Source organism: Microbacterium sp. LWS13-1.2 (genome assembly GCF_040144835.1).
Lineage (GTDB): Bacteria > Actinomycetota > Actinomycetes > Actinomycetales > Microbacteriaceae > Microbacterium.
Map to the genome: position 1 here is coordinate 4,030,529 of NZ_CP151632.1, position 23,886 is coordinate 4,054,414.

Here is a 23,886-nt window from a genome sequence, read left to right on the forward strand (position 1 = left end):
CTTTCCGGGGAGGGGGAGGAGGCGTACCGGGCGCGTGTTGCTCAGGACCAGGTGGCCGGGTGGTTGTCGGATCGGTGCTTCGCCCTGCGCTCGATTGCGCGCAGCTTGCGGCGGAACCCATACCGGCGCTGCGCCTCTAGGAGAAGGCGCGGCAGACCGGTCGTACGCGCGAACGTCATCGGCCAGCTCCTGGTGACGGAGCCGCGCGTATCCCGGTTGAGGTAGTTGAAGAACAGCGAGACCGACAGCGCGGGCGCGAACTCGCGCTCTTCACCACCCAGCTCCACGGCGTCGCGCAGGGGCGCGAGATGCGTCAGGTACGGCGTGGTCGCAGGCCTGGTGCGGAAGTGATCGAAGGCGAACGCGAACAGGCCTCGGCGCGTGCGAGCCGGCTGGGTCAGCTGAAGGCGCAGGAATTCGCGTGTGAACTCCGGAAGCTCGGACTCGAGAGCATCGTGCAGATCCGCATCATTCTGGCGCGGTTCCACGATGGGCTCCCACCCTCCCGAACCATGCCGATAGCCCTGCACCGTGCCGTGGTCGAGGTTGGCGAAGATGGCCTCGACGGGAAGCATCGAGAAGGCACTGGAGGTGAAGTTGTGGCGGGCGCATAGCTCATCGCTGCCGTAGATACTGCGCGCGTAGTAGAAGGGTAGCGCCGACGTCGAGAGGCTGACGGCGGAGAGTATCCGCTTGAGACACTCCTGGGTGTAGCCCCGTCCCCAGTACTCGACCACTGCGAAGCTCTCGTCGAACACCATCTCCTGGCTCAGGTACGCAACGCATGCACGTCTCTCCTCGGCCGCCCGCTGGAGAAGATGAGCGTCCAGAACGGCGGAGGCCGACATCGCGGCGCGCAGCGCCGCCTGTGATGCTTGCGAAAGGCGGACGTCGGGTGCGAACGCGGTAGCTTCGGGGATGACTGCAGAGAACTCGGCGATCGACAGCCCGGCGATCTCGGCCAACGCGGACACGGTCCTGGCGCCTGCGAACGTGCCGAATTCCCCGAAGAACTCTTCGTCGATGCTGTCGATCTGCGAGGCCAGGCGCCACGCCTTACGGGACCCGAAGATGTAACGCGTTCGCAGGTCGAGCCCGAGCTCCTCGATAGCGGCGTCAGCGATCCGCTTGAGGTGATGTCCGTCCCGCGAGAGGAAATACAGGGTCCGGTAACCTCGTGCGACGGCGTCGTCTAGCACCCACAGCACGTATGGCACGAGGAAGAGGCTGACGTACCGGAACGCGAACGGCGTGGGACCTTCAGCGGATGCAGCGAGCCGACGGTCGTGTAACAGCCCGGCCACCCGGTAGCCGTCGCCGGTGCCCAGCGCGGTGGCCAGCGCTGACTCGTACGTGTCGAGTTCGCGTCGAGGAAGCAGCTTCGTGCTGATCCCGAGCGCGCCGGCAGCCTTGCGGTCGGCGTGCGAGTTGTCACCCGTATGACGCCACACCCGATGGTCGTAGCCGACGTCGTGGTACGCGTGCAGGTACAAGTACCCGGTCGACTTCTGCACACCCGTGCTGCTGGACAGATACAGGGGAATGTCGTGGAATGACTGATCCGCCTTCACGAGCAATTCGCGGACCACGGACTCCGGAAGATACATGTCGCTGAGGAACACCACGTGCTCGCCGGCGTCGCGGAGCGCGCGCACGTGCGCGACCTCCGCCGGCAGCGGCCGGGTCGCAGCGAGCTCGGCCTCGATCTCCCATGACATGAGGAGGTCCCGTTGGTCGGCGCTGAGGTCGAGGATCTCCGCCAGACGCCGGTAGATGTCTGCGAGCGTGATCTCGAATGCGCGGGACTCCCGCAGCTCCGGATCCTTCCGTTTCATCTCGCGCAACGCGTTCTCTGCAGTCTGGCGATCGCGTACGAAGTCGCGCGCGATCTCGGGTGGGAACCGGCCGCGTGCGTTCAGGATGCGGTCGCGGATGTCAACGAACACCGACACCGGGACGATGCCGCGCCGGCCGATGACCGTGTCGAAGACGTCGAAGCTGTACAGCGTCGGCAGATCGACATCCCGGAGCGAACGCGTCAGAGCCGTGTCGACCAGCCGGGTGAAGGTGTCGTCGTCGTCATAGGCCCAGAAGTGGTCCGCCAGACGTGCGCGCTCGTCGGCGGCCACGGTGTTGTCGCCCCCGAGTGCGGCGAGCAAGTCCTCGAACGTCGAGGCCAGCGTGCCTGCAGAGAGGGAGAGGTAGTCGTGGCTGTGCTCCTGGACGCCGGCGTCGTCGAGATCGAACGCGTAGCGGATGAACTTCCCGACACCCGCCGCCAGCAGGTCATAGTGGATCGACGAATAGTCGACGATGCCGAGGTCGACGTCGCCGAAGATCTCGTAGATGTCGTCGCGGTTGTCCCAGAAGCGCAGGTTCGGTTCGTCGCCGAACCGTTCGCGCAGGTGCACAAAGCCGGGGTCTTTGGCCATCGAGGGGTGCATCTTGAGGATGAGGAGGGTGTTCGTCTCGCGCAAGACGCGGATCAGCCGCTCCGGGTCGGGGAAGGCGGCTCGCAGGAACGACTCGCCCCGGTGCTCGGTGCGGTAGGTGGGCGCGTAGACCGCGATCCTGGCGTCGCTGGAGAGCCCGTGCCGCGCGCGGAGGTCGTGATCGAACGAGCTATACCTGCCGTACAGGCGAGCGTAGACGTTCTGTGGGTAACCGCCACGAATGAGTTGCTCGTCGTCCAGCCCCACTTGCTCACGGAAATGCGCTTCCATCGCGGGTGAGGTGACGAGGAACGACATGGTGTCGTGGTAGACCTTGTTGTTCTCGATGTACTTCCTGGCGATGCGCGCCTGCAGGCGGCCCTGGGTGAGCTTGCGCTCGATCGCCTTCACACCGACGCCGTGCCAGAGGTTGAGCAGGAGGATCCCCGACATCTCGGGCGGGATGCGCTCCTTCACCTGGTTGACTACGAACACGCCCGCACGCTGCTGGAGATTCTTTCCTCGGCGAGATGTCAACAGTTCCGCGCGGAAGCCGAGGGAGCGGACGAAGTGGACGGTCGGCTTCGAATCGGTGACCCAGACTGCCTCTATGTCGGGGCGATGATGCACGACATAGAGGAACAGCCATTTGGGATTCCCGGAGAAGGTGTCAGCGCAGTTGAAGATCCAGGTGAGTCGGCTTCTCATCGTGTCCGTTCCGGTTCTGTCATGAAGCTCAGCAGTGAGGACGCGAGCAGCGGTGCTGCGTCCACATCCGCATCGAGCTGAGTGAAGTCTTCTCTGACCCGCCGCAGCTGGATGTCGTCCGCGTCACCGCGGCGAATTGAGTCCACGAGGTCGTCGATCGAGGCAGCAAACGGGAGTCCGAGGTCGTCCGGATAGTTGAGGTAGAAGTCGCGCGACACGAGATACTCATCCAGGTCGAGCGCGAGCAAGTACGACGGCACTCCGGCCACGGCGGCTTCGAATACCGCCGACGAGTAGTCGGTGACGAAGACGTCGGCGACGAGCATGAGGTCCTGCGTCGACATTCCGGGGGCGGTGCGAATCTCTGCATGCTCCGGTGGGGCGACGAGTGGGTGCAGCTTTGTGATCGTGGTGTATCCGGCGGCGTGCAGCGCTCGAGTGAGTTCTAGCGGATCGACGGGCTTTCGCGCAGCACTCCCAGGCGTGCGGAATGTCGGCGCGTACAGCACAATCGGTCTGTCCCCGAGGTCGGGGTACAGTCGGGCGAAGCGCGCCCGGGCTCGCTGTCGCGCGATCGGATCGCGGAGTCGATCAACGCGCGGAAGCGAAGCGATCATGATTCTAGAAGGATCGGTCCCGAACGCTTCGGCGTATGCAGGACGGCATCGCTCCGCGCTGGTGACGACGACGTCGTACCGGTCGTGCATTCGAAGCGCTTTGGCAAGGCGGGGGTCTCGGCCTTCCGGCCGCCCGAGTATGCTGATGCCGAACTTCTTCATCGCGCCTAGGGCGTGCCAGATCTGTACGACCGTGAGGCCGCGGCCGTGCCTCGCGGCTGATGCGACGAAGGAGTAGCCGTCCAGCACAACCACCCGCGACGTTGCGACGTGGTACAACTCGACCAGCAGATGAAGGGCGTAGCCGAGCTTCGGCAGCACCCCTCCGGGCACCGTGCGGGAACTGATGACAATGTGGACACGTTCGTCAGCCGCGCAAATGGCGTCTCGCAGGAGCACGAAGTCGATGGGCGGCTTGTCTGCCTCCCTGCTGAGCATCGTGATCTTGCGACGCCGTGGCAGAACGACCATCGCGGTGCTCACCGTGGTGAGTACCAGGCGCGAGGTGTGGGCGGCGACCAGGTCGAGCCCGATTCGCCGCATGAGACGCGCCGGAGCGGAATCGATGCGCTTCGGCTTCGCACGAAGCGGATCCACGATGAGCAGGTCGCGAACGATCCGCTCCGACGAGTGCCCGTCCAATGCACCGCAGAACTCCCTGAGAAACGCCGTCAGCTTGGCGGAGTCCACGGTTGCGTGCGCGATCGTCCTAGCAAGCTCGGCTGGCTCTGTCACCACAGGGCCGATGGCATACTCCGAGAACGGCCGGTAGAAGTCGCGCGAAGTCGTGTATTCCTCCAGGTCCGGGACGAAGAACACCACCGGTCGTTTCAACAGCGCGAACTCGAAGATCACCGAAGAGTAGTCAGTGATGAGCACGTCCGCAGCGGCGAGGAGGTCGTTCATCTCTGTGCCATGCGACACGTCGATCACATTCGATGGCAGCTGCGATGCCGCGCGAGACGTGAACGGATGTTGTTTGACGGCCACACGCCAACCGGGGCCGAGCTGCGAGGCGACGGAGCCCCAGTCGGCGCTCTCTTCGGCGTATGCGGAGAGCTGGCCGTTTCCGCGGAATGTCGGGGCGAAGAGAGCGAGCTTCACGTCAGGGCCCACGTCGAGCGCCGCGCGCACCGACGTCCGCGTGCGTTGTAGCCGGCCCGTATCGAAGAACACGTCGCTGCGGGGGACTCCGAGCGCGTGCACCCGCTCGACGGGAATCCCGTAGGCCTCCGCGTAATCCGCCCGCACACCTGGCGAACTGACGGTCGCGGCCGTGTAATTCCGGTGTATGCGGCTGCCGGGAGTAGGCCCCCCGGGCAGTCCGGCGCGACTATGGCCGACTCGCTTGAATGCGCCGGCTGCGTGCCAGACCTGGACGAGCCGCGTTCCGCGCCGAATCCGCAGCGGGTATACGAGTGGATAGAAGTCGTCGAGCACGATGACCGCGCTCGTCGCCATGAAGTATGGCAGGCGGAGGGCGTCGAGAAACGATCGGCGTGCGCGAAGGCTCGGCTTGAAGATGCCGATGATCTCGGTGTCAGGTTGCTGGCGACGCAACTCGTCGCGGATGTAGGCCAGGTTTCCGCCGAAACCCCGGCGGGAGTCCGAAAGGAAGAGGACACGGTTCGTCCGGGGGCGCGCAACCGCCGACAGCAACCGATAGGGCGCTGAGTAGGGCAGGAAGCGTAGTGCGCGCACGAGGGGCGAGCCTCGCAGGTGTTCACGCAACGTTCACTCGCTCGAGGTTGAAGGATCGGGTGAAGCAAGTGTAAGGGTTGGATACATCAACGTATGCTGAGCGCCCTTTTGGCTGTCACCGAGTTCTCCGCGCGCCCTTAACTGTCCCCCTTCACGTGAGGCAGCCCCGACTCCTCCGCTGCGCCGCCGTCTCCGGCATCCGTCCCGCCGCCGAGGCTCTCGCGCCACGAACGCGACTGCCCGGCTCTCACGGCGCACAGCACGAGCATCAGCCACCCGAGCCCGGTGAGCGCGAAGCTCTCGAACATCGAGTCGATGAGCAGGGTGACGAGGATGAGCGGCGTCCAGGCGTAGACGACCGAGCGGCGCTCGCCGGCGACGAGCCACGAACGCGCCAGCGCCAGCGCAGCCAGCGCCAGGAACAGCACCAGGCCGACCCAGCCGAGCTGCAGCGCGACGTCGAAGTAGGCGTTGAGGCCGGTGGCGTGCTTCGTGTCGAGCCAGAAGTTGATCGCGTTGAACGGGTACTCCTTCTGGTCCCAGACGCCGAACCAGCCGAAGCCCTGTACGGGCTTCTGGCGGAGGATGTCGACCATGAAGTTCCACAGCTCGACGCGCATCGAGAAGTCGGTGCCGGCGCCGAGCAGCGCGATGATCGGATGCCGCGCCGCATAGCCCACGAACACCCCGATGACGACGAGCGCTCCCAGTGCGAGCTGCAGGCCGGCGCGACGTTCGGGCCGCGCGTGCCGAACGAGGGCGAGGGCTCCGACGGCGAGCCCGACGCCGAGCGCGAGCACGACCACGGTGGGGGAGTCGCTGAGCGCAGCCAGGCCCCCGGCGAGTACGACGGAGGCCACCGAGACACCCGGGCGGACCGACTGGGTGCGGTACTCGATGAGGAAGGTGATGAGCGCGATGACGGCGACGAAGCCCAGCAGGTTGCGCGTGCCGAAGATGCCCTGCACCGGACCCAGCTGGGCGATGTTGCCCTGGATGCCGAGAAAGGTGAAAGGCAGGTCGAGGAGGACGCCCGACAGCACCTCGAGTGCGAGGGAGGCGCTGAGCAGCACCCGCAGCACGTCACCCAGCGCGCGGACGGTCTGCAGCGTGTCGCGCACGTGCCCGATGACGACGGCGAGGAACGCCAGCGCGGCCATCGACACCCAGCTCCAGAACGACGCACTCGTGTCGCTGCTCCAGACGACGCTGGCGAAGGCCCACCCGATGAAGATCAGCACCGTCGTCGGCACCAGCCGCAGCAGCGAGATCTCGCGCCGGCGTGCCACCATGACCGCCAGACCCAGGATGCAGAGCCCGGCCACGATGGTCACGTAGGTGACGTGTCCGGCGATGCGCTCGATCGCGAATGCCGAGAAGACGGTGGCGAAGACGACGAGAGTGAAGGCGCGGGCGAAGGCCGCCGAGTCCAGCAGGGCGCCCAGCCACCCGGGCGATGCGGACCGCGGCGTATCGGTCACGCGCCGGACCCTGCCGGGTCGCCCGCGGCGGCCACGCTCGACTCGGTGCCGGACGCGCGTCGCGCGGGTCGCCGTGCCGGGAGCCGCCGGCCCACGGGCTCGCCCAGTTCGACGGGGTCGCCGCGCTCGATCGCGGCACTCTGCTCGGCGGGGCCGACGCCGACGTGCGGCGACTGCTTGATCTTCGCGCCGAGCATGACGACGAAGAGCCAGCCCCACAGCAGGAGCGGTGTGGACTCGGCGAGACCCTGCACGAGCAGGATCGCGCCCACGAGCGTGGGCAGGAGCGTCAGCGGCGAGTACGGTCGGTCGGCGCGGAGATCCCAGCGCGGCCGGTCGACGGCGAAGAACCATGCCCGCCACACGAAGGCGAAGTAGAGGACTGCGAGGAGCACGACGCCGATGATGCCCAGCTGCATCGCGACATCGACCCACATGTTGTGCGCCTGCATCACGGTCTGGCCGTGGTCGATGATCCACTCGTCGAAAGCCGGATCCGAAGGCACCCACGGGGTCGCGTAGCCCCAGCCGACCCACGGGCGTTCCGCGGCGCGAGCCAGCACGGCCTCCCAGATGCCCTCGCGACCGGTGAGGTCGGCGCTGCGGCCGAGGGCGGTGAAGATCGCGTCCCGCAGCAGCCACAGTCCGAGGAGGCCGCCGATCCCGACCGCGGCGTACGCGGCGTAGTACTTGGTGCGCTCACCCGGCCTGGTCGCGCGCCGCATGAGGAGCACCGTGACGAGGACCACCGCGACCGCAGCGGCCGCGAGATAGGCGGTCGCCGACGATGCGCGGATGAAGAGGTAGGCCGACAGTGCCATCCAGATCCACAGGAACGTGCGGCGCGGCGCACCCGATGCGAGGCGGATCGCGAAGACGACGATCGCGAGCAGGGCGACCGGGGCGAGCAGGTTCGCGTTGCCCATGATGCCCTGGAGCCGCCCGGGGAAGTCGAACAGGTTGTTGCGCGACCAGTACTCGATCGGGTCGTCGGCCTTCTCGACCACGAATCCCGGCAGGACCGGCTCGCCGATGAAGACGGCGACCCACAGCTCGAAGAGGATCGACAGTGCCAGGACCCACTTGAGCGCCGAAGCGATGGCGCGCACGAGCTCCCGCCAGGTGAGCACGCTGCCGATGAACAGCGCCTGCAGGCTGGTGATGTACAGGAGCAGCAGCGTGAGCGCGGTCGCCTGCGGCCAGGCCGACCATGCGAGCGAGAGCGTCGCCCACACGACGTAGGCGACGACGAACCACGGCAGGCGGCGCCACTGGACGGGTGGGCGCAGGACGATCCACAGCACGGCCGAAAGCACACCGCCGGCAATCGTGATGACGGTGGCGGTGAGCTCGCCGAATGCGTGCACCCAGGCGGTGCCCGACAGCGCCATGAAGAGCACGAAGATGCACCAGCCGCGCAGCATGAGGTGGCCGGTCTTCTCGCGGACCGGCGGGCCCGGCGGTGCCGACGCCGGGTGCTTGGAGTGGACGGCCATCGCCTCACAGCGTACCCCGGCGCCCTGCGCGGTCAGCGGGGGCGCGGGCGAGGTCTGCGACGGCCGCGTCGCTAGGCTGTTCGGGTGCTGATCCCGCTTGCCAACGACCCCCGTGACTACGCGTGGGGCTCGCTCTCCCTGCTCGCCGAACTCGAGGGGCGCGAGACGTCCGGCCGCGCTGAGGCGGAGGTGTGGTTCGGGGATCACCCGGGCGACCCGGCCGAGACGCCCGACGGCCGCACGCTCGACCGGTGGGTCGCCGAAGAAGGGGCCGCAGCCGGTATCGATGCGCCGCTGCCGTACCTGCTGAAGCTGCTGGCGGCGGCATCCGCTCTCTCCATCCAGGCGCACCCCTCCAAGGCGCAGGCTGAGGCGGGCTTCGCGCGCGAGGAGGCTGCGGGGATCCCGCGTGACGCCGCCGAGCGCACCTACCGCGACGCCAATCACAAGCCCGAGCTGATCGTGGCGCTCAGCGACACGTTCCGGGCGCTCGCGGGCCTCCGCGAGCTCGAGGCCACGCGCCGCCTCATCGCCGCGCTCGGACCCGGTGCCGCACCGCTCGCGGAGCGTCTGGAAGCCGAGGACGCCTCACTCTCTGCCGTGATCGGCTGGCTCCTCTCGGACGGGGCCGACGTCGCGCGCGACGTCATCGCCGCCGCGGTCTCGGCCGAGTACGACGAGTTCTCCGCCGAGCTGGAGCTCGCGCGCACGCTGGATGCCGCCTTCCCCGGCGACCCCGGCATCGTCGTGGCCCTGCTGATGAACCTGGTGACCCTGCGTCGCGGCGAAGGACTCTTCGTGCCGGCCGGCGTCTTGCACGCCTACCTCGACGGTCTGGGTGTGGAGCTGATGGCGGCGAGCGACAACGTGCTCCGCGGTGGTCTGACGCCGAAGCACGTCGACGCGGCCGAGCTGGTGAGCGTGCTCGACCCGACGCCGGGGCTGCCGCCGGTGATCCGGGCGCGGGTACTCGGGGAAGGCATCGGCCAGTACGACGTGCCGGTCTCGGACTTCGCCCTGCTCGCCGTCGCCCCGACGCGGGAGGGGGTCGAGGTGCCGCTGGCGGGACCGGCGATCGCGGTCGCCACCGGCGGGTCCCTCGAGGTCGTCGGGCTCGCGTCGGGAGCGGCGTCGGACCTCGTACCCGGGGCCGCCGTGCTCGTGACCCCGGACGAAGGCGGGGTCCGCGTGGCAGGTGAAGGAGAGCTCTTCATCGCCCTTCCGGGACGCTGAACCGCGGGCTCATCGCTTTCTCATCGGACCGTTATCACAGCGCGACACGCCGTCGGCGCGTCGTGAAGGTTCAAGAGGCGGTTGAGCGTTTACTATCTGCGACTTGACCTCGGCGAACTACACGGGTGTAATTATCCGTACACGCACCAGCGTGGAGCAGGATCACGGGGGGTGAGAACGACATGACGGTTTCTCAATACCGTTCCGGCGTTCCCGACGACTGGTTCGTCGATCCGGTTCAACTGGGGGTACCGGGGGTTCGCCGCAACATCGACGCGGAAGAAGACAATCCGCTCGCATGGCAGACCGACGCACTGTGTGCGCAGACCGATCCGGAGGCGTTCTTCCCCGAGAAGGGCGGCTCCACGCGTGATGCGAAGCGCATCTGCACGTCGTGCGACGTGCGAGGCGAATGCCTCGACTATGCGCTGCAGAACGACGAGCGATTCGGTATCTGGGGCGGTCTCAGCGAGCGCGAACGTCGCAAGCTGAAGCGTCGAGCCGGCTGAAACGCACGCTGGTCGGCCGGTTCGATCCGGCCGACCCGGCGCGTTCGCCCGAGTTGGCGATGGAGCGCGACCTAGGCTGACCAGGACATGCCCACCGTTTCGCCGAGCCCTGTTCCGCCGACCAGTCCGTCGTCGGACGGTGTCACCTCGAACGCTGCCCTCGCGAGCTCCGGTCCCTCGGAGTCCGCGCTGACGCGCGCCTCCGCGTCGAACCGGATACACGCGGTTCTCGTCGTCCGTCCCGATGGTCGCACGCCGGCCGCATTCCACCTGCGACGCACTCTCGCGGCACTCGCCGAGCAGACGCGTCCGGTCGACGCCCTCACGATCGTGGTCTGCGGCGGTGACGACCACCTCTTCGAGATCGTGGATGCCGCAGGCGCCGAGTTCGTCGTGAAGGCTCCGGCATCCACCGGTTTCGCGGCGGCGACGGCGCTCGTGTCGCCGCGCGGCGGCGAGAACGTCGACGCCGACGCGCTCTGGCTGCTGGCGCAGGACACGGCGCCGGAGCCCGACGCGCTCGCCCGGCTGGCCGGAGCCCTTGAGCTGTCGCCGTCGGTCGCCTTCGTGGCGCCCAAGCTCGTGCGCTGGGACGACCGTTCCGAGATCGTCTCGCTCGGCGTGAGCATGACCCGGGTCGGCCGCACGGTAGGCCTCGCCGACGGCGAGCTCGATCAGGGGCAGCACGACGCGCAGGAGGACGTGCTCGGTGCCGACGTGCGCGGCATCCTGGTCCGCTCCGATGCCTGGGACCGGCTCGGCGGCCTCGACCGCGGCCTCGCAGGCGCCGACGAGGGACTCGACCTCGGGGTGAGGGCGCGACTGGCCGGGGGCCGCGTGTCGCTGGTCCCGGCAGCACTCGTCGCCACGGCAGGGGACGGCGTCGCCGGTCTGCCGGTGCCGCTGACCCCGCAGCGCCGACGTCGCGCGGTCTATGCCGAGCGCGTGGCGCAGCTGCGCCGACGGCTGGCGTACGCGCCGACCGTCGCGACGCCGCTGCACTGGCTGTCCGTGCTGCCGCTCGCGCTCTGGCGCACCGTCGTGGATCTCGTACGCAAGCAACCGGGTCGCATCGCCTCCGAGTGGGGCGCGGCGGCCGTGGCGTTCGTCGGGATCGTGCCGGTATGGCGCGCACGTCGCCGCATCGCGCGCGCACGCACGGCGTCGTGGGCGCAGGTGGCGCCGCTGCGCACGACGCAGGCCGAACTCCGCGAACGTCTCGACGACGACCCCGAGGTCGCGATCGGCGGCCATCGGCGCAGCGACCTGAGGTTCTTCGCCGGTGGGGCTGCCTGGCTGGTGCTCGCCGCGCTCGCCGTCTCTGTCGCCGCCTTCCCCGCGCTGCTGGCATGGCCGGTGCTGGGCGGGGGAGCGCTCCAGCCCCTCGCGAACACCGTCGGTCAGCTGTGGGATGACGCCGCGTACGGACAGCGAGCGCTCGGACTCGACACGATCGGGCCGGCGGATCCGTTCGCAGCCGTGATCGCGGTGCTCGGCTCGCTCTGGCCGTGGGCGCCGTCGCGGGCGCTCGTGCTGCTGTGGATCCTCGCGCTGCCGCTCGCCGCGCTCGGCGGCTGGTTCGCGGCTACACGGGTGACCGAACGGGCCAGCCTGCGGCTGCTCGGCGGTGCGGTGTGGGCGCTGTCGCCGACGCTCCTCGTCGCGCTCACCCAGGGGCGGCCCACCGGAGTGCTCGTTCACCTGCTGCTGCCGTGGCTGTTCTATGCGGGTGCGGTCGCGCATCGGTCGTGGGCAGGGGCGGGGGCGGCCTCGCTGCTGCTTGCCGCCGTGCTGGCGGCAGCGCCATCCCTGGCGCCCGCGATGGCGGTGCTGTGGTTCGGCGCCGTCGTGCTCGGCATCGTCCTCCGTGCGGGTCGCGGCGTGGCACGCCTGGTGTGGACGCTCGTGCCGTCGCTCGCCCTCGCACTCCCGCTCGTCTGGAACGCGCTGACCCACGGACGCGCGTGGGGACTCGTCGCCGACCCGGGTGTGCCCTGGGCAGGACCGCAGGTCGCGGCCGACGCCGCGGGCCGCGCGCTCCTGGCAGCCGGCATCCCGACCTCGGATCTTGCCGGGTGGGCGACTCTGCTGCCGGACGGGCCGACCTGGTGGGTGCCCCTGCTCAGCGTGCCGCTGGCCCTGCTCGCCCTCGCGGCGCCGTTGACGCAGCGCTGGGCCGCCGGCATCGTGCTGCTCGCAGTGACGGCGCTCGGCCTCGGCACGGCGTTCGCCGCGGTCGGGGTGTCGGTGTCGTTCGTCCAGTCGCTCACCGTTGCGCTGTGGCCCGGCACCGGGCTGAGCCTCGCATGGCTCGGCGCGCTCGGAGGGGCGCTGGTTGCCCTGGATGCCGGTCTCGCCCCGCGTGTCGCGCTGGCGCGCGGGCTGGCGGCCACGCTCGTCTTCGCCGCGGCCGTGATGCTCGCCGTGCCGTCGCTCACCGCCTTCACCCGCGGCACCGCGACGATCGCCAACGGTCCCGCCAGCACGCTTCCCGCCTTCGTCGCGGCCGAGGGGCGCGACGACCCGGATGTCGGAACCATCGTGCTCACTCCGCAGGCCGACGCCGGTGTCGCTGCCCAGGTGGTCTGGGGTGCGAGCGAGACCGTCGGCGGTCAGACCACGCTGCTGTCGACCCGCTCTCAAGCGAGTCCTCAGGACGAGGAACTGGCGGCCCTCGCCGCCGATCTCGTCACCCCCTCCTCGGAGGATGTCGTCGCCGAGCTCGCCGACCGGGGCATCGGGTTCATCCTGCTGGCGCCGTCGACACCGCCCGAGACCGATGCCGCGCGGACGACGCGGCTGTCTGCCGTGACGGCGCTCGGCCAGCGCGACACGCTCGTCGTCGTGGGCGACACCGCCAAGGGAGAGCTCTGGCGCGTCGTGGATGAGATCGCACCGCGTCCGGCGGAAGCGGCATCCGTCTCCGCCGTCGCGCGGTGGATCGCGTTCGGGCAGTTCGCCATCCTCGGGATCGCCCTGCTCCTCGCGCTGCCGACGGCGACGTCGATCCGCGAGGCGCGCCGCACCCCACGCGTGGTGGGACCTCACTGGCAGGAGGGTCGATGAGCGACCGACGGGTGTTCCGCTGGGCGACGACGAGCGCCCGCCTGCTGATCGGCACGGCCGTGTCGATCGTCGCCGTGGTCGCCGTCGTCACCGCCGTCTCGGTGCCGTGGCCGACGGTCGCGCGCGAGCCGCTGAGCGTGCGGGCCACACCGGCGCCCGCGGCGTCCGTGATCGCGTGCGACGGCGGGCTTCTGTCGATCGGCCGCAATCCGGCGGCCGCCGACGCCATCACCGTGGTCGCGCCGCAATCGGTCGTCGTCGGGGTGGCAGACGGCGAACGGCCTGCGGAGCAGCGTCTGGAGACCACCGACGTCGGGCCCGGCCCGCTGGCCTACACGGCTCCGCCGCTCGACGGCCAGGCGGTCGACGTGGCAGCCACGGGCGCGGCGACCGCGTCGGCCGACGACCTCTCCGGCTTCGCCGCCTCGGCATGCCGGCCGCCACTGCTGGACTCGTGGCTCGTCGGCGGGTCCGGGGCCACCGGCGCGGCCGACCTCGTGCTGCTCGCGAACCCGGGCACCGTTCCGGCGACGGTGCAGCTGACCGTCTACGGGGCCGCGGGGCCGCAGAGCCCTCCCGGCGGCGTCGACCTCGTGGTCCCCCCCGGCACGCAGCGCGTCGTGCCCCTGGCGGGCATCGCGCTGGGCGAAGAGACGCCCGTGGTGCGCGTGTCGGCTGTCGGCGCGCCGATCCGGGCGTCCCTCCAGGCGAGCATCACGCGCACGCTCACGCCGGGCGGCGTCGACCAGGTCGGTCCTGTCGCGCATGCCGAGACGACAGAGGTCATCACCGGCATCACCGTGACGCGCGCGATAGCCGCGGACGGCGCGGCCGACGAGGTGACCGTGCTGCGGATGCTGGCGCCCGCTGCGCCCGCGACCGCACGGGTGACCGTCACCACGGTCGGCGGCCGCGAACCGGTGCGCGAGCCGCAGGAGGTGGCGCTCGAGGCCGGCAAACCGCTCGAGCTGGCGCTGGACAGCCTGACCGCCGGCTCGTACACGGTGACGATCGATGCGGACGAACCCCTCGTGGCGGCGGTCTGGCAGGCGACCGGTGTCGACGAGGGCGACGACTTCGCGTGGTACACCCCGGCGCCCGAGGTGGCGGTGGCATCCCTCTTCGCGACGCCCGGAGGACCGACTCCGTCGCTCTCGGTGGTGAATCCGTCGAACGAACCGGTCGCGGTCGCCGTCACGCCGGTCGACGGCGGATCCCCGCTCGATCTCACGATCCCGGCGAACGGCTCCGTCGCCGTGCGACTGGCCGCGCGCACGGTGTACCGGTTCGAGCCCGAGGCCCCCGTGCGCGCCGGCCTGTCGTTCGCGGGAGATGGCGCGCTGGCGGGCGTGCCGGTGTGGCCGGCGGACGTCGCGACCTCCGAGATCCTCGTCTACCCCTGAGTCGAGCCTTCTGGCGCCCCACGGTAGGGGTTTCGACTCGCTTCGCCCGCTCAACCTCGACGCGGCTCGCGTCAACGCTCGCTGGCGCTCGCATTGATCCGAGCCGCGTCAGAAGTAGCGGAAGCGCTCCGGGCCGAGGTCCCACGGGTCGCGGTCCAGATACTCCGCCGCGGCCCGGAAGACGGCGCCCTCGACGAGCATGCGTCGATGCAGCTCGTCGTCGCGGTGCAGATGGCTGAGCCGCTCGATCGGCAGGCGATACAGGATGATGCGGCCCGCGTCGGGCAGCACCGTCCATCGAGGGATGCCGTCGTCATCGGTCGCCGCCGGCATGTCGGCGACCTCGAACCGCACGTCGCGGAGCTCGGGCCAGGCCGAGCGGAGGAACTCCGCCGCGGTGCCGACGGACAGGTCGAAGCGGTCGACGCGGGTGTCCAGCGGCGGGAGGGGAGGACGAACCACGGGGCTCCGGCCCTCGCGGCCGTGTCGGCCATGGCGAGACGCGCGCGGCTGCGCGCGCTCGCTCGTCCGGGTACGCCGCCACGCCATATGCCCATCCTAGGGCGGGGTGAGGGACAGGCTCCTCTCCCACGATGTCGCGGCTTGCGCGCTGCCCGATGCTGACGGGGCGGAGACGCCGCGGCGCGGCATCCGTCCGCATGGGTCGGGGGCGCGGTAGCGTCGACCCGATGCGCGAGAGAGTCTGCTCCAAGGTCGGCTGCGCCCGTGAGGCGGTGTCGACGCTCACCTACGACTACGGCGACCAGATGGCGGCACTCGGTCCGCTCGGCGCCGGGGGCGATCCTCACGCGCACGACCTGTGCGCGATCCACACCGACCGCCTGTCGGTACCCAAGGGCTGGGTGGTCGTGCGGCACGAGACCCTCCGCGCCTGAGCCGGCATAGACGTCATCAATCGCGGTGGGGCAACACGCGGCCCACCGCCCGCAATGCCGCGGTCACCCGCCAGCTCGTACTCGATTCCAGCTCACTGATGCGCTGATCCCGTTCGGAGACGGCCTGTCGTAGGCCCTCTGCCTCTCGTACCAGCCACGCGACCTTGTCCTCGAGTTGAGAGGCATGAAGCTCCGTGTGACGAAGTTTCTCCGGTAGCGGGGCAAGGCGGCTTCGTATCTCGACCTCCGCACCGAGGCGCTCAAAGTCGTCGCGGATGCGGTCGGCAGTCGCGTCGTCCGCCGAGAACAGGCGCTGAAGTGCGTCGACCTTCACGTCGCCGACCGAAAGCACGCCGAGCCCGTGGCCGTGATGGAAGGCGAACGTCCGGTGCTCCCTCTCGAGTCGCTCCCAGAGCCGCCAGACGCCGAATCCTCGGTCTCGCTCCGCGATGTCATGGAACAGGATGACACCGCCTTCGCGAACGACGCTCCGCCACTCCTCGTAGTCTTCGACCGCGTTCTCATACCCGTGCCGGCCGTCGATGTGGAGCAGGTCCGCGGAGGCGTCTTCGAAGAGGGGGCGAGACTCGGTGAACCACCCGCGCACCAGCCTCACCGAGCCCGGATAGTCACGCTCGGCGATCAGCCGAACCGATTCCAGGACCTCCTCACCGTAGAACCCGGCGTGGTCGTCCCCCTGCCAGCTGTCGAGTGCGCTGATGACCATCGGGTGACCAAGACGCGCGGCGGCCTCCGCGAAGGCGAAGCATGAGAATCCGGTGTGCGTTCCGAGTTCCACCACCGATGCCGGACGCAGGACGTCGATGAGCCACGCAGCGAAGGGTGCGTGCGTGTTCCACGCACTCACCGGGAATTGGACCGGCAGCCAGTACGAGGTCGGCCGCAACCAGAAAGCGTTCTGGTCCATCAGCGGTGCTCGTTGTGACGCCAAGGGCATGGTCAACTCTTTGCTCCGTCGCTCGAGGTGATGCCCAGCATACGTGCGGGGGAGGCCGCGGGCTCGGGTCCCCGCGTGGGAGAATGGGCGGATGCCGACCTCCACGCCTGTCGCCACGCCTGCCGACTCCACGGCCACCAAGGCCCGCGAGGGCTTCGAGTACGAGGTCGCCGACCTCTCGCTGGCCGAAGCGGGCCGCCATCAGCTGCGTCTCGCCGAGAACGAGATGCCGGGCCTCATGGCGCTGCGTGAGGAGTTCGGCTCGACGCAGCCGCTGAAGAACGCGCGCATCGCGGGCTCGCTGCACATGACGGTGCAGACCGCGGTGCTCATCGAGACGCTCGTCGCGCTGGGCGCGCAGGTGCGCTGGGCGAGCTGCAACATCTTCTCCACGCAGGACGAAGCCGCCGCGGCCGTCGTCGTCGGTCCGAGCGGCACGGTCGACGCCCCGGCGGGCGTCCCGGTCTTCGCGTGGAAGGGCGAGACGCTCGAGGAGTACTGGCGCCTCGCCGACCGCATCTTCGACTGGTCGGCCGAGGGCTTCGACGGCCCGAACATGATCCTCGACGACGGCGGTGACGCGACGCTCCTCGTGCACAAGGGCGTCGAGTTCGAGAAGGCAGGAGCGGTTCCGGATGCCGCGGCCGACGACTCCGCCGAGTACCGGATCATCCTCGACACGCTGCGCGCCAGCCTCACGCGCGACCCGCAGCGCTTCACGCGGATGGCCGAGGACCTGCTCGGCGTCACCGAGGAGACGACCACGGGCGTCCACCGGCTGTACGAGCTGGCGGCGGCAGGCGACCTGCTCTTCCCGGCCATCAACGTCAACGACTCGGTCACGAAGTCGAAGTTCGACAACAAGTACGGCATCCGTCATTCGCTGCCGGACGGCATCAACCGCGCGACCGACGTGCTGATGGGCGGCAAGGTCGCCTTCGTCTGCGGCTACGGCGACGTCGGCAAGGGCGCCGCTGAGGCCCTGCGCGGTCAGGGCGCCCGCGTCATCGTCAGCGAGGTCGACCCGATCTGCGCGCTGCAGGCAGCGATGGACGGCTACCAGGTCGCGCGCCTCGCCGACGTCGCCGGTCAGGTCGACATCCTGATCACGGGCACCGGCAACAAGGACGTCGTCACCACCGAGGACCTCCTCAAGCTCAAGCACCTGGCGATCGTCGGCAACGTCGGGCACTTCGACAACGAGATCGACATGGCGGGCCTCGAGGCGCTGCCCGAGGTCGAGAAGATCGAGATCAAGCCGCAGGTGCACGAATGGCGGCTTCCGAACCGGCGCAGCGTGCTCGTGCTGAGCGAGGGCCGGCTGCTGAATCTGGGCAATGCCACCGGGCATCCGTCGTTCGTCATGAGCGCATCGTTCACGAACCAGGTGCTCGCGCAGATCGAGCTGTTCACGAAGCGCAACGAGTACCCGACCGCCGTGTACACGCTGCCCAAGCACCTCGACGAGAAGGTCGCGCGCCTGCACCTCGACGCGCTGGGCGTGCAGCTCACGACCCTCAGCGACCAGCAGGCCGCCTACATCGGCGTGCCGGTCGAGGGCCCCTACAAGCTGGACCACTACCGCTACTGAGGCAGGCCCGGTCGTCTCACCGTCCACCCGCGTCGGCGCGGGCGGTCTCCAGGCGCAGCGCGCGCAGCTCGCGCTCGCGCCGCACTGCCGCGACGCCGATGAGGAACGTCTCGTGGTCGACGGCCGGCACGGGTGAGACGTGCACGGCCGTCTCCCGCGCGAGGGATGCCGCGACCCGCGCACGCGCCGTCGGCTCCATGTTGGCCGCCGAGCGTGCGAACTGCGCGAGGCGTCGGGACAGCCGTTCCGGCAGGCGTGCGACGTCGGCGACCGCCGCCCAGTCGGCCAGGACCGGTGGGATGCCGAGGTGCACGTCGGGAAGACGAGGGGTGCGCGTGCGCTCCGAGTAGGTGCCGGCGAGCAGGTCGCCGAGCCGCTGCGAGCGGGGGGTGAATGCTCCGACCAGCGCCGCGACGGCGCCGACCGTGAACCACAGCTCGAAGACGCCGACGAGCGCCCGGATGAACGCGTGCCGGAAGCCTGCGGCGCCACCGTCGGCGCGGACGATCCGCCCGCCGACCGCGAGGCGTCCGAGGCTGCGGCCCCGGGTGGTCGTCTCGACCACCGTCGGGATCACGATCATGACGAGGACGAGGACGACGATCGTCAGGATAGGCACCACCGCCGGGTCGATCGCCCCCAGGCCGAGCAGCCAGCTGAGCCCCCACGCGAACAGCAGCAGCACGGCGACGCCGAGCAGCATGTCGATGAGCACACCGAGCGCTCGCAGGAAGTAGCCGAGCGGCTGCACGTCCAGCGCGACGGCCTCGCCGGTGAGCACCTCGTCTTGATGGATGTCGACGATCGCGGGGCGCTCAGCGGTCATGGCTACAGTGAAACACATGGACCTCGACGCGCTCACGGCCGCTCGGCGCGAGGAGTGGGCGCGTCTCGACGAACTCAGCCGCCGGCGGCACCTCTCCGGCGCGGAGGTCGACGAGCTCGTGACGCGGTACCGCGCGGCATCCGCCGATCTCGCCGACGCGAAGACGTCCGCCGGACGCAGCGTCCAGGGCGATCACATCTCGACGATGCTCGGACGCGCGCGGCTGCGGCTCACGGGTGCGCCCGAGAACGTCATGCGCCAGATCCCGCGGTTCTTCGCGCTGCAGCTTCCCGCCGCCCTGTACCGGGTCCGCTGGACGACGCTCGCCATCGCGCTGGGCTTCGTGGCCGTGGTCACCGTCGTGGCCCTGTGGGTGTCGGGCGACCCCGCTCTGGTGGCCAGCCTCGGCAGCCAGGCGCAACTCGAGCACTACGCCGAGAACCAGTTCACCGAGTACTACAGCGAGAACCCGGCGGCGGTGTTCGCGGGCACGGTGTGGACCAACAACGCCTGGATCGCGGCCCAGTGCGTGCTCTTCGGCATCACCGGGGTCTGGCCGATCATGGTGCTGGTGCAGAACGCCGTCGGCGTCGGCACGGCGGCGGCGATCATGGCGGCGTTCGACCGCGGCGACGTGTTCGTGCTGTACATCCTCCCGCACGGGATGCTCGAGCTCACCTGTATCTTCGTGGCCGGTGCGGCCGGCTTGCAGATCTTCTGGGCCTGGGTCGCGCCCGGCCCGCGGTCGCGCGGCGAGTCGCTGGCCGCCGCTGGACGCTCGCTGGCAACGATCGCGATCGGCCTCGTCATCGCCCTCGGCTTCTCGGGGATCATCGAGGGCTTCGTTACGGCGCAGCCCTGGCCGTGGCCCGTGAAGATCGGCATCGGCGCGGCAGCGCTCGGACTGTTCCTCGTCTACATGCTCGTGGTCGGACGCCGCGCGCACCGCCTGGGGGAGAGCGGCGATCTGACCGAGTACGAGGCCGGCACCCCCACCCTCGTCGCCGGCTGACCCCCGCGGCGTCTTCGCCGCCTTTCTCCCGTCGTTCACTTGCGCTGAACGTACGCTCCACGCCGGGATCGGCGTACGTTCAGCGCAAGTGAACTCGGGGGCGGGGAGGGAGAGGGCGCGTGCGCATAGCACTGTTTTGAATCAATCAAAACAACGGTAGGCTGAGGGCATGAGCCCGCACACCGCCGTCGACACGCACGCCGTCGACACAGCGGCACGCCTGCGGGCGGCAGGGCTGCGGGTCACCGACTCCCGGCGCGCGGTCGTCGAGGCGCTCATCGAGCGCCCGCACGCCAGCGCCGACGAGCTGTTCGGCATCGTCGCGCGGACGGTTCCCGGGACGAGCCTGCAGTCGGTGTACAACGCGCTCGGCGACTTCGTCGACGCCGGACTCGCACGCCGCATCGAGCCCGCGGGCCGGCCAGGTCTGTTCGAGCTGCGCGTCGACGACAACCACCACCACCTCATCTGTTCCGAATGCGGCGCCGTGCAGGATGTCGACTGCATCGTGGGCGAGGCGCCCTGCCTGACGCCGTCCGACGCGCACGGCTACGCGCTGCAGGCGGCCGAGGTCACCTTCTGGGGTGTGTGCCCCGCCTGTGCGACGGCCGAGGCGAGCGTCGCCGAGCCGGTCGCCACCGCGCGCTCCTGACATCCTGTCCGACCCTCTGATAGCCCATCCCGATTGGAAGGAAGCTCATGACCGATACCAACGACACGATCCCGGAGATCGGCGAGAACCCCACCGACGCCGACCAGGCGGTCACCCCGATCGACACGCCGCTCGACGAGCGTGAGGACGGCGAGAGCCGCCCGCGTCCGAACGAGTCCGAGGGCTGCCCGGTGATCCACGGTGGTCAGCCGCACCCGACCACCGGCAACGCCAACAGCGTGTGGTGGCCCAACCAGCTGAACCTCAAGATCCTCGCGAAGAACCCGGCCGTCGCCAACCCGCTCGGCGAGGACTTCGACTACAAGGCGGCGTTCGAGTCGCTCGACCTCGCCGCGGTCAAGGCCGACATCGCCGAGACCCTCATGACGTCGCAGGACTGGTGGCCCGCCGACTTCGGCAACTACGGTCCGCTGATGATCCGCATGGCGTGGCACAGCGCCGGCACCTACCGCGTGACCGACGGCCGCGGTGGTGGTGGCGCCGGTCAGCAGCGCTTCGCGCCGCTGAACAGCTGGCCCGACAACGTCAACCTCGACAAGGCTCGCCGCCTGCTCTGGCCGGTCAAGAAGAAGTACGGCCAGTCGCTCTCGTGGGCCGACCTGATGATCCTCGCGGGCAACGTGGCGCTCGAGTCGATGGGCTTCACGACGTTCGGCTACGCCGGCGGCCGCCCCGACGTGTGGGAGCCCGACGCCGACGTCTACTGGGGCCCCGAGACCACCTGGCTGGACGACGAGCGATACTCGGGCGACCGCGAACTCGAGAAGCCTCTCGCGGCCGTGCAGATGGGTCTCATCTACGTCAACCCCGAGGGTCCCAACGGCAACCCCGACCCGCTGGCCTCGGCCCGCGACATCCGCGAGACCTTCGGCCGCATGGCGATGGACGACGAGGAGACCGTCGCACTGATCGCCGGTGGCCACACGTTCGGCAAGACGCACGGCGCCGCGCCCGACACCAATATCGAGGACAACCCCGAGGCTGCCGGCCTCGAGCAGCAGGGCCTCGGCTGGAAGAACAACCACGGCACCGGGCACAGCGACGACACCATCACCTCCGGCCTCGAGGTCACGTGGACCTACCACCCCACCCGCTGGGACAACGAGTTCTTCCACATCCTCTACGCCTACGAGTGGGAGCTCATGCGCAGCCCGGGCGGCGGCCACCAGTGGCGTCCGATCAACGGCGGCGGCGCCGACATGGTGCCGCTGGCGCATTCGAACGGGCGCCGTGAACCCCGCATGCTGACCAGCGACCTGGCCCTGCGCACCGACCCGGCGTACGACGCCATCTCGCGCCGCTTCAAGGACGACCCCGAGGCATTCGCCGACGCGTTCGCACGGGCGTGGTTCAAGCTCACGCACCGCGACATGGGCCCGATCGACCGCTACCTCGGCCCCGAGGTCCCGGCCGAGGAGCTGCTGTGGCAGGACCGCGTCCCGGCCGTCGACCACGAGCTCATCGACGCGGCAGACGCTGCGGCGCTCAAGGCCCAGATCCTCGACGCCGGCCTCACGGTCTCGGAGCTCGTCGAGACGACGTGGGCGGCGGCATCCTCGTTCCGCGGCAGCGACAAGCGCGGCGGCGTCAACGGCGCCCGCATCCGCCTCGCCCCGCAGAAGGACTGGGAGGTCAACAAGCCCGCCCAGCTCGCCACGGTGCTCGCGAAGCTCGAGCAGATCCAGGCCTCGTTCAACGACGGCCGCACCGACGGCAAGCAGGTGTCGCTGGCCGACCTGATCGTGCTCGCCGGCAACGCGGCGGTCGAGAAGGCGGCCGAGGACGCGGGGGTCGACGCCGAGGTGGTCTTCCACCCGGGCCGCACCGATGCCACGCAGGAGCGGACCGACGCGCAGTCGTTCGCGTTCCTCGAGCCGATCACCGACGGATTCCGCAACTACTACGGGCCGCGGGCTTTCATGCCCGAGGAGCACCACCTCGTCGACCGGGCGAACCTGCTCACGCTGAGCGCTCCCGAGCTGACGGTCCTCGTGGGCGGTCTGCGCGTGCTCGGTGCGAACTGGGACGGCTCGGACTATGGCGTCTTCACCGACCGCAAGGGCGTGCTCACGAACGACTTCTTCGTGAACCTGCTCGACCTCGGCACGACCTGGAAGCCGCTCGACCCGGGCTCGCACGCCTTCTCGGGCGCGAAGGACGGTTCGGGCGAGCCGGTCGGCATCGGCACCCGCGTCGACCTGCTGTTCGCCTCGAACTCCGAGCTCCGGGCCGTCGCCGAGGTGTACGCCTCGGATGACGCGAATGAGAAGTTCGTGCGGGACTTCGTCAAGGCGTGGGGCAAGGTCACCGAGCTCGACAGGTTCGACCTCGTCTGACCTCGCGACGCACGAGAGAGCGGCCCGCCCCCGATCGGGGCGGGCCGCTCTGTCGTGATGCTTGCGAGTCCTACTTGAGGCGCGCCTCCGCCTGGACCGGCGGCAGCGTGCCCTTGGGCTCGAAGAGCGCGCGGTGCAGGACGCCGGCGAGCAGACCGCCGACGATCGGGAAGACGATGAACACCCACAGCTGCGCCAGGGGCTCGGGGCCGCCGTAGATCGCCGCGGCGATCGATCGGGCCGGGTTCACCGAGGTGTTGTCGATCGGGATCGAGATCAGGTGGATGAGGGTCAGTGTGAGGCCGATGGCGAGCGGCGCGAGCGCCGCCGTGCCGCGGGTCGAGTGCGTCACACCGAGGATGATCAGCACGAAGACCGCCGTGAGGAGGATCTCTGCGATGATCGCGGCGCCGAGCCCGAAGCCGCCCGGCGAGCCGAAGTCGCCCGTGCCGAAGCCGTTGGACGCGAAGCCGCTGTCCTGGGCGTTCGCGAGCCAGTTGTCGGTGCCGAAGATGCCGATCAGCACGATGAGCGTCGTGCCGAGGGCGCCGCCGATCAGCTGGGCGATGATGTAGCCGATCGTGTTCTTCCACTCGAAGCGACCGGCGGCGGCGAGGCCGAGCGTGATCGCCGGGTTGAAGTGGCCGCCCGAGATGGGACCCCACGCGTAGGCGCCCACGACGACCGTGAGACCGAAGGCGAAGGCGACGCCGACGAACCCGACGCCCAGTGGGTTGCTCTCCGCATCTGCCGGGAAGTTGGCGGCGAAGAGCGCCGTGCCCACGCCGCCGAAGACGAGCAGAAACGTTCCCAGAGCCTCCGCGACGAGCCTGTTCACCGTGGTGGGCGGGATGGTGGTATCCGACATGGCGGACTCCTTTCCTCGTCGTGAGGCTAGCGCTACGCCCAGCGGATTCCCAGGAACCGGGCACGGAGTGTCTGAGTGTG

The 23,886-nt window shown here is 69.6% G+C and carries 17 protein-coding genes; 9 read left to right on the plus strand and 8 right to left on the minus strand.

The genetic code is table 11. From position 1 onward, the window contains the following. Window positions 1–41: 41 nt before the first annotated feature. From MRBLWS13_RS18555 to MRBLWS13_RS18570, 4 genes are all read right to left on the minus strand, one after another. Window positions 42–3,140: a CDP-glycerol glycerophosphotransferase family protein gene (locus MRBLWS13_RS18555; RefSeq protein ID WP_349426791.1), complete on the minus strand. Its 3,099-nt coding sequence runs from the start codon at window positions 3,138–3,140 to the stop codon at window positions 42–44. After that, a complete protein-coding gene (locus tag MRBLWS13_RS18560; protein ID WP_349426792.1) occupies window positions 3,137–5,458 on the minus strand; it encodes a CDP-glycerol glycerophosphotransferase family protein in 2,322 nt (773 codons plus the stop codon). Before MRBLWS13_RS18560 ends, MRBLWS13_RS18555 begins: the two co-directional genes overlap by 4 nt. A gap of 137 nt (window positions 5,459–5,595) precedes the next feature. After that, window positions 5,596–6,939 (minus strand): O-antigen ligase family protein, encoded by a 1,344-nt coding sequence (locus MRBLWS13_RS18565; protein ID WP_349426793.1) that lies wholly within the window; start codon window positions 6,937–6,939, stop codon window positions 5,596–5,598. Continuing rightward, entirely contained in the window at window positions 6,936–8,435 is a 1,500-nt protein-coding gene (locus MRBLWS13_RS18570; RefSeq protein ID WP_349426794.1) for an O-antigen ligase family protein, read from the minus strand. Before MRBLWS13_RS18570 ends, MRBLWS13_RS18565 begins: the two co-directional genes overlap by 4 nt. An 84-nt stretch (window positions 8,436–8,519) precedes the next feature. Here MRBLWS13_RS18570 and manA point away from each other — a divergent pair, with 84 nt between their 5' ends. The 4 genes from manA (at window position 8,520) to MRBLWS13_RS18590 (ending at window position 14,646) form a co-directional block, all read left to right on the plus strand. Further along, complete coding sequence (gene manA / locus MRBLWS13_RS18575) at window positions 8,520–9,668, plus strand: mannose-6-phosphate isomerase, class I (RefSeq protein ID WP_349426795.1); 1,149 nt, start codon at window positions 8,520–8,522, stop codon at window positions 9,666–9,668. A gap of 182 nt (window positions 9,669–9,850) precedes the next feature. Continuing rightward, a complete protein-coding gene (locus MRBLWS13_RS18580; protein WP_349426796.1) occupies window positions 9,851–10,177 on the plus strand; it encodes a WhiB family transcriptional regulator in 327 nt (108 codons plus the stop codon). 87 nt (window positions 10,178–10,264) lie between these two features. Then, on the plus strand, window positions 10,265–13,243 hold the full coding sequence (locus tag MRBLWS13_RS18585; RefSeq protein ID WP_349426797.1) for a glycosyltransferase: 2,979 nt from the start codon (window positions 10,265–10,267) through the stop codon (window positions 13,241–13,243). After that, window positions 13,240–14,646: a DUF5719 family protein gene (locus tag MRBLWS13_RS18590; RefSeq protein ID WP_349426798.1), complete on the plus strand. Its 1,407-nt coding sequence runs from the start codon at window positions 13,240–13,242 to the stop codon at window positions 14,644–14,646. Before MRBLWS13_RS18585 ends, MRBLWS13_RS18590 begins: the two co-directional genes overlap by 4 nt. A 108-nt stretch (window positions 14,647–14,754) precedes the next feature. Here the strand turns inward: MRBLWS13_RS18590 and MRBLWS13_RS18595 are convergent, their stop codons facing one another. Further along, window positions 14,755–15,195: a metallopeptidase family protein gene (locus MRBLWS13_RS18595; protein WP_308868331.1), complete on the minus strand. Its 441-nt coding sequence runs from the start codon at window positions 15,193–15,195 to the stop codon at window positions 14,755–14,757. A 140-nt stretch (window positions 15,196–15,335) separates the two neighbouring features. On the opposite strand from MRBLWS13_RS18595, the gene MRBLWS13_RS18600 reads away from it, so the two are divergent. Then, a complete protein-coding gene (locus MRBLWS13_RS18600) occupies window positions 15,336–15,542 on the plus strand; it encodes a DUF3499 family protein (RefSeq protein WP_163616793.1) in 207 nt (68 codons plus the stop codon). Between the two features lie 16 nt (window positions 15,543–15,558). Here MRBLWS13_RS18600 and MRBLWS13_RS18605 read toward each other — a convergent pair whose 3' ends face one another. Next, window positions 15,559–16,341, minus strand: a complete 783-nt coding sequence (locus MRBLWS13_RS18605) for a class I SAM-dependent methyltransferase (RefSeq protein WP_349426799.1) — start codon at window positions 16,339–16,341, stop codon at window positions 15,559–15,561. A gap of 250 nt (window positions 16,342–16,591) precedes the next feature. Between MRBLWS13_RS18605 and ahcY the strand changes: the two genes are divergently transcribed. Then, window positions 16,592–18,091: an adenosylhomocysteinase gene (ahcY, locus tag MRBLWS13_RS18610; RefSeq protein WP_349426800.1), complete on the plus strand. Its 1,500-nt coding sequence runs from the start codon at window positions 16,592–16,594 to the stop codon at window positions 18,089–18,091. Between the two features lie 16 nt (window positions 18,092–18,107). Here the strand turns inward: ahcY and MRBLWS13_RS18615 are convergent, their stop codons facing one another. Further along, window positions 18,108–18,917 carry an RDD family protein gene (locus MRBLWS13_RS18615; protein WP_349426801.1) on the minus strand — a complete coding sequence of 270 codons (810 nt, stop codon included), beginning with the start codon at window positions 18,915–18,917 and terminating at the stop codon, window positions 18,108–18,110. 16 nt (window positions 18,918–18,933) lie between these two features. On the opposite strand from MRBLWS13_RS18615, the gene MRBLWS13_RS18620 reads away from it, so the two are divergent. The 3 genes from MRBLWS13_RS18620 to katG all read left to right on the plus strand — a co-directional run bounded on the left by MRBLWS13_RS18620 (window position 18,934) and on the right by katG (window position 22,938). Further along, window positions 18,934–19,929: a stage II sporulation protein M gene (locus MRBLWS13_RS18620; protein ID WP_349426802.1), complete on the plus strand. Its 996-nt coding sequence runs from the start codon at window positions 18,934–18,936 to the stop codon at window positions 19,927–19,929. A 169-nt stretch (window positions 19,930–20,098) separates the two neighbouring features. Next, on the plus strand, window positions 20,099–20,581 hold the full coding sequence (locus MRBLWS13_RS18625; RefSeq protein WP_349426803.1) for a Fur family transcriptional regulator: 483 nt from the start codon (window positions 20,099–20,101) through the stop codon (window positions 20,579–20,581). Window positions 20,582–20,628: 47 nt separating this feature from the next. Then, window positions 20,629–22,938 carry a catalase/peroxidase HPI gene (gene katG / locus MRBLWS13_RS18630; protein WP_349426804.1) on the plus strand — a complete coding sequence of 770 codons (2,310 nt, stop codon included), beginning with the start codon at window positions 20,629–20,631 and terminating at the stop codon, window positions 22,936–22,938. 70 nt (window positions 22,939–23,008) lie between these two features. Here katG and aqpZ read toward each other — a convergent pair whose 3' ends face one another. Next, complete coding sequence (gene aqpZ, locus MRBLWS13_RS18635; RefSeq protein ID WP_349426805.1) at window positions 23,009–23,806, minus strand: aquaporin Z; 798 nt, start codon at window positions 23,804–23,806, stop codon at window positions 23,009–23,011. Window positions 23,807–23,886 lie beyond the last annotated feature (80 nt).

Excerpts from the sequence above, each read along its gene's own strand:
- MRBLWS13_RS18555 (WP_349426791.1), bottom strand. The coding sequence starts at position 3,140 with ATGAGAAGCCGACTCACCTGGATCTTCAACTGCGCTGACACCTTCTCC.
- MRBLWS13_RS18570 (WP_349426794.1), bottom strand. The coding sequence starts at position 8,435 with ATGGCCGTCCACTCCAAGCACCCGGCGTCGGCACCGCCGGGCCCGCCG.
- MRBLWS13_RS18580 (WP_349426796.1), top strand. The coding sequence starts at position 9,851 with ATGACGGTTTCTCAATACCGTTCCGGCGTTCCCGACGACTGGTTCGTC.
- MRBLWS13_RS18585 (WP_349426797.1), top strand. The coding sequence starts at position 10,265 with ATGCCCACCGTTTCGCCGAGCCCTGTTCCGCCGACCAGTCCGTCGTCG.
- MRBLWS13_RS18590 (WP_349426798.1), top strand. The coding sequence starts at position 13,240 with ATGAGCGACCGACGGGTGTTCCGCTGGGCGACGACGAGCGCCCGCCTG.
- MRBLWS13_RS18595 (WP_308868331.1), bottom strand. The coding sequence starts at position 15,195 with ATGGCGTGGCGGCGTACCCGGACGAGCGAGCGCGCGCAGCCGCGCGCG.
- MRBLWS13_RS18600 (WP_163616793.1), top strand. The coding sequence starts at position 15,336 with ATGCGCGAGAGAGTCTGCTCCAAGGTCGGCTGCGCCCGTGAGGCGGTG.
- ahcY (WP_349426800.1), top strand. The coding sequence starts at position 16,592 with ATGCCGACCTCCACGCCTGTCGCCACGCCTGCCGACTCCACGGCCACC.
- MRBLWS13_RS18615 (WP_349426801.1), bottom strand. The coding sequence starts at position 18,917 with ATGACCGCTGAGCGCCCCGCGATCGTCGACATCCATCAAGACGAGGTG.
- MRBLWS13_RS18620 (WP_349426802.1), top strand. The coding sequence starts at position 18,934 with ATGGACCTCGACGCGCTCACGGCCGCTCGGCGCGAGGAGTGGGCGCGT.
- MRBLWS13_RS18625 (WP_349426803.1), top strand. The coding sequence starts at position 20,099 with ATGAGCCCGCACACCGCCGTCGACACGCACGCCGTCGACACAGCGGCA.
- katG (WP_349426804.1), top strand. The coding sequence starts at position 20,629 with ATGACCGATACCAACGACACGATCCCGGAGATCGGCGAGAACCCCACC.
- aqpZ (WP_349426805.1), bottom strand. The coding sequence starts at position 23,806 with ATGTCGGATACCACCATCCCGCCCACCACGGTGAACAGGCTCGTCGCG.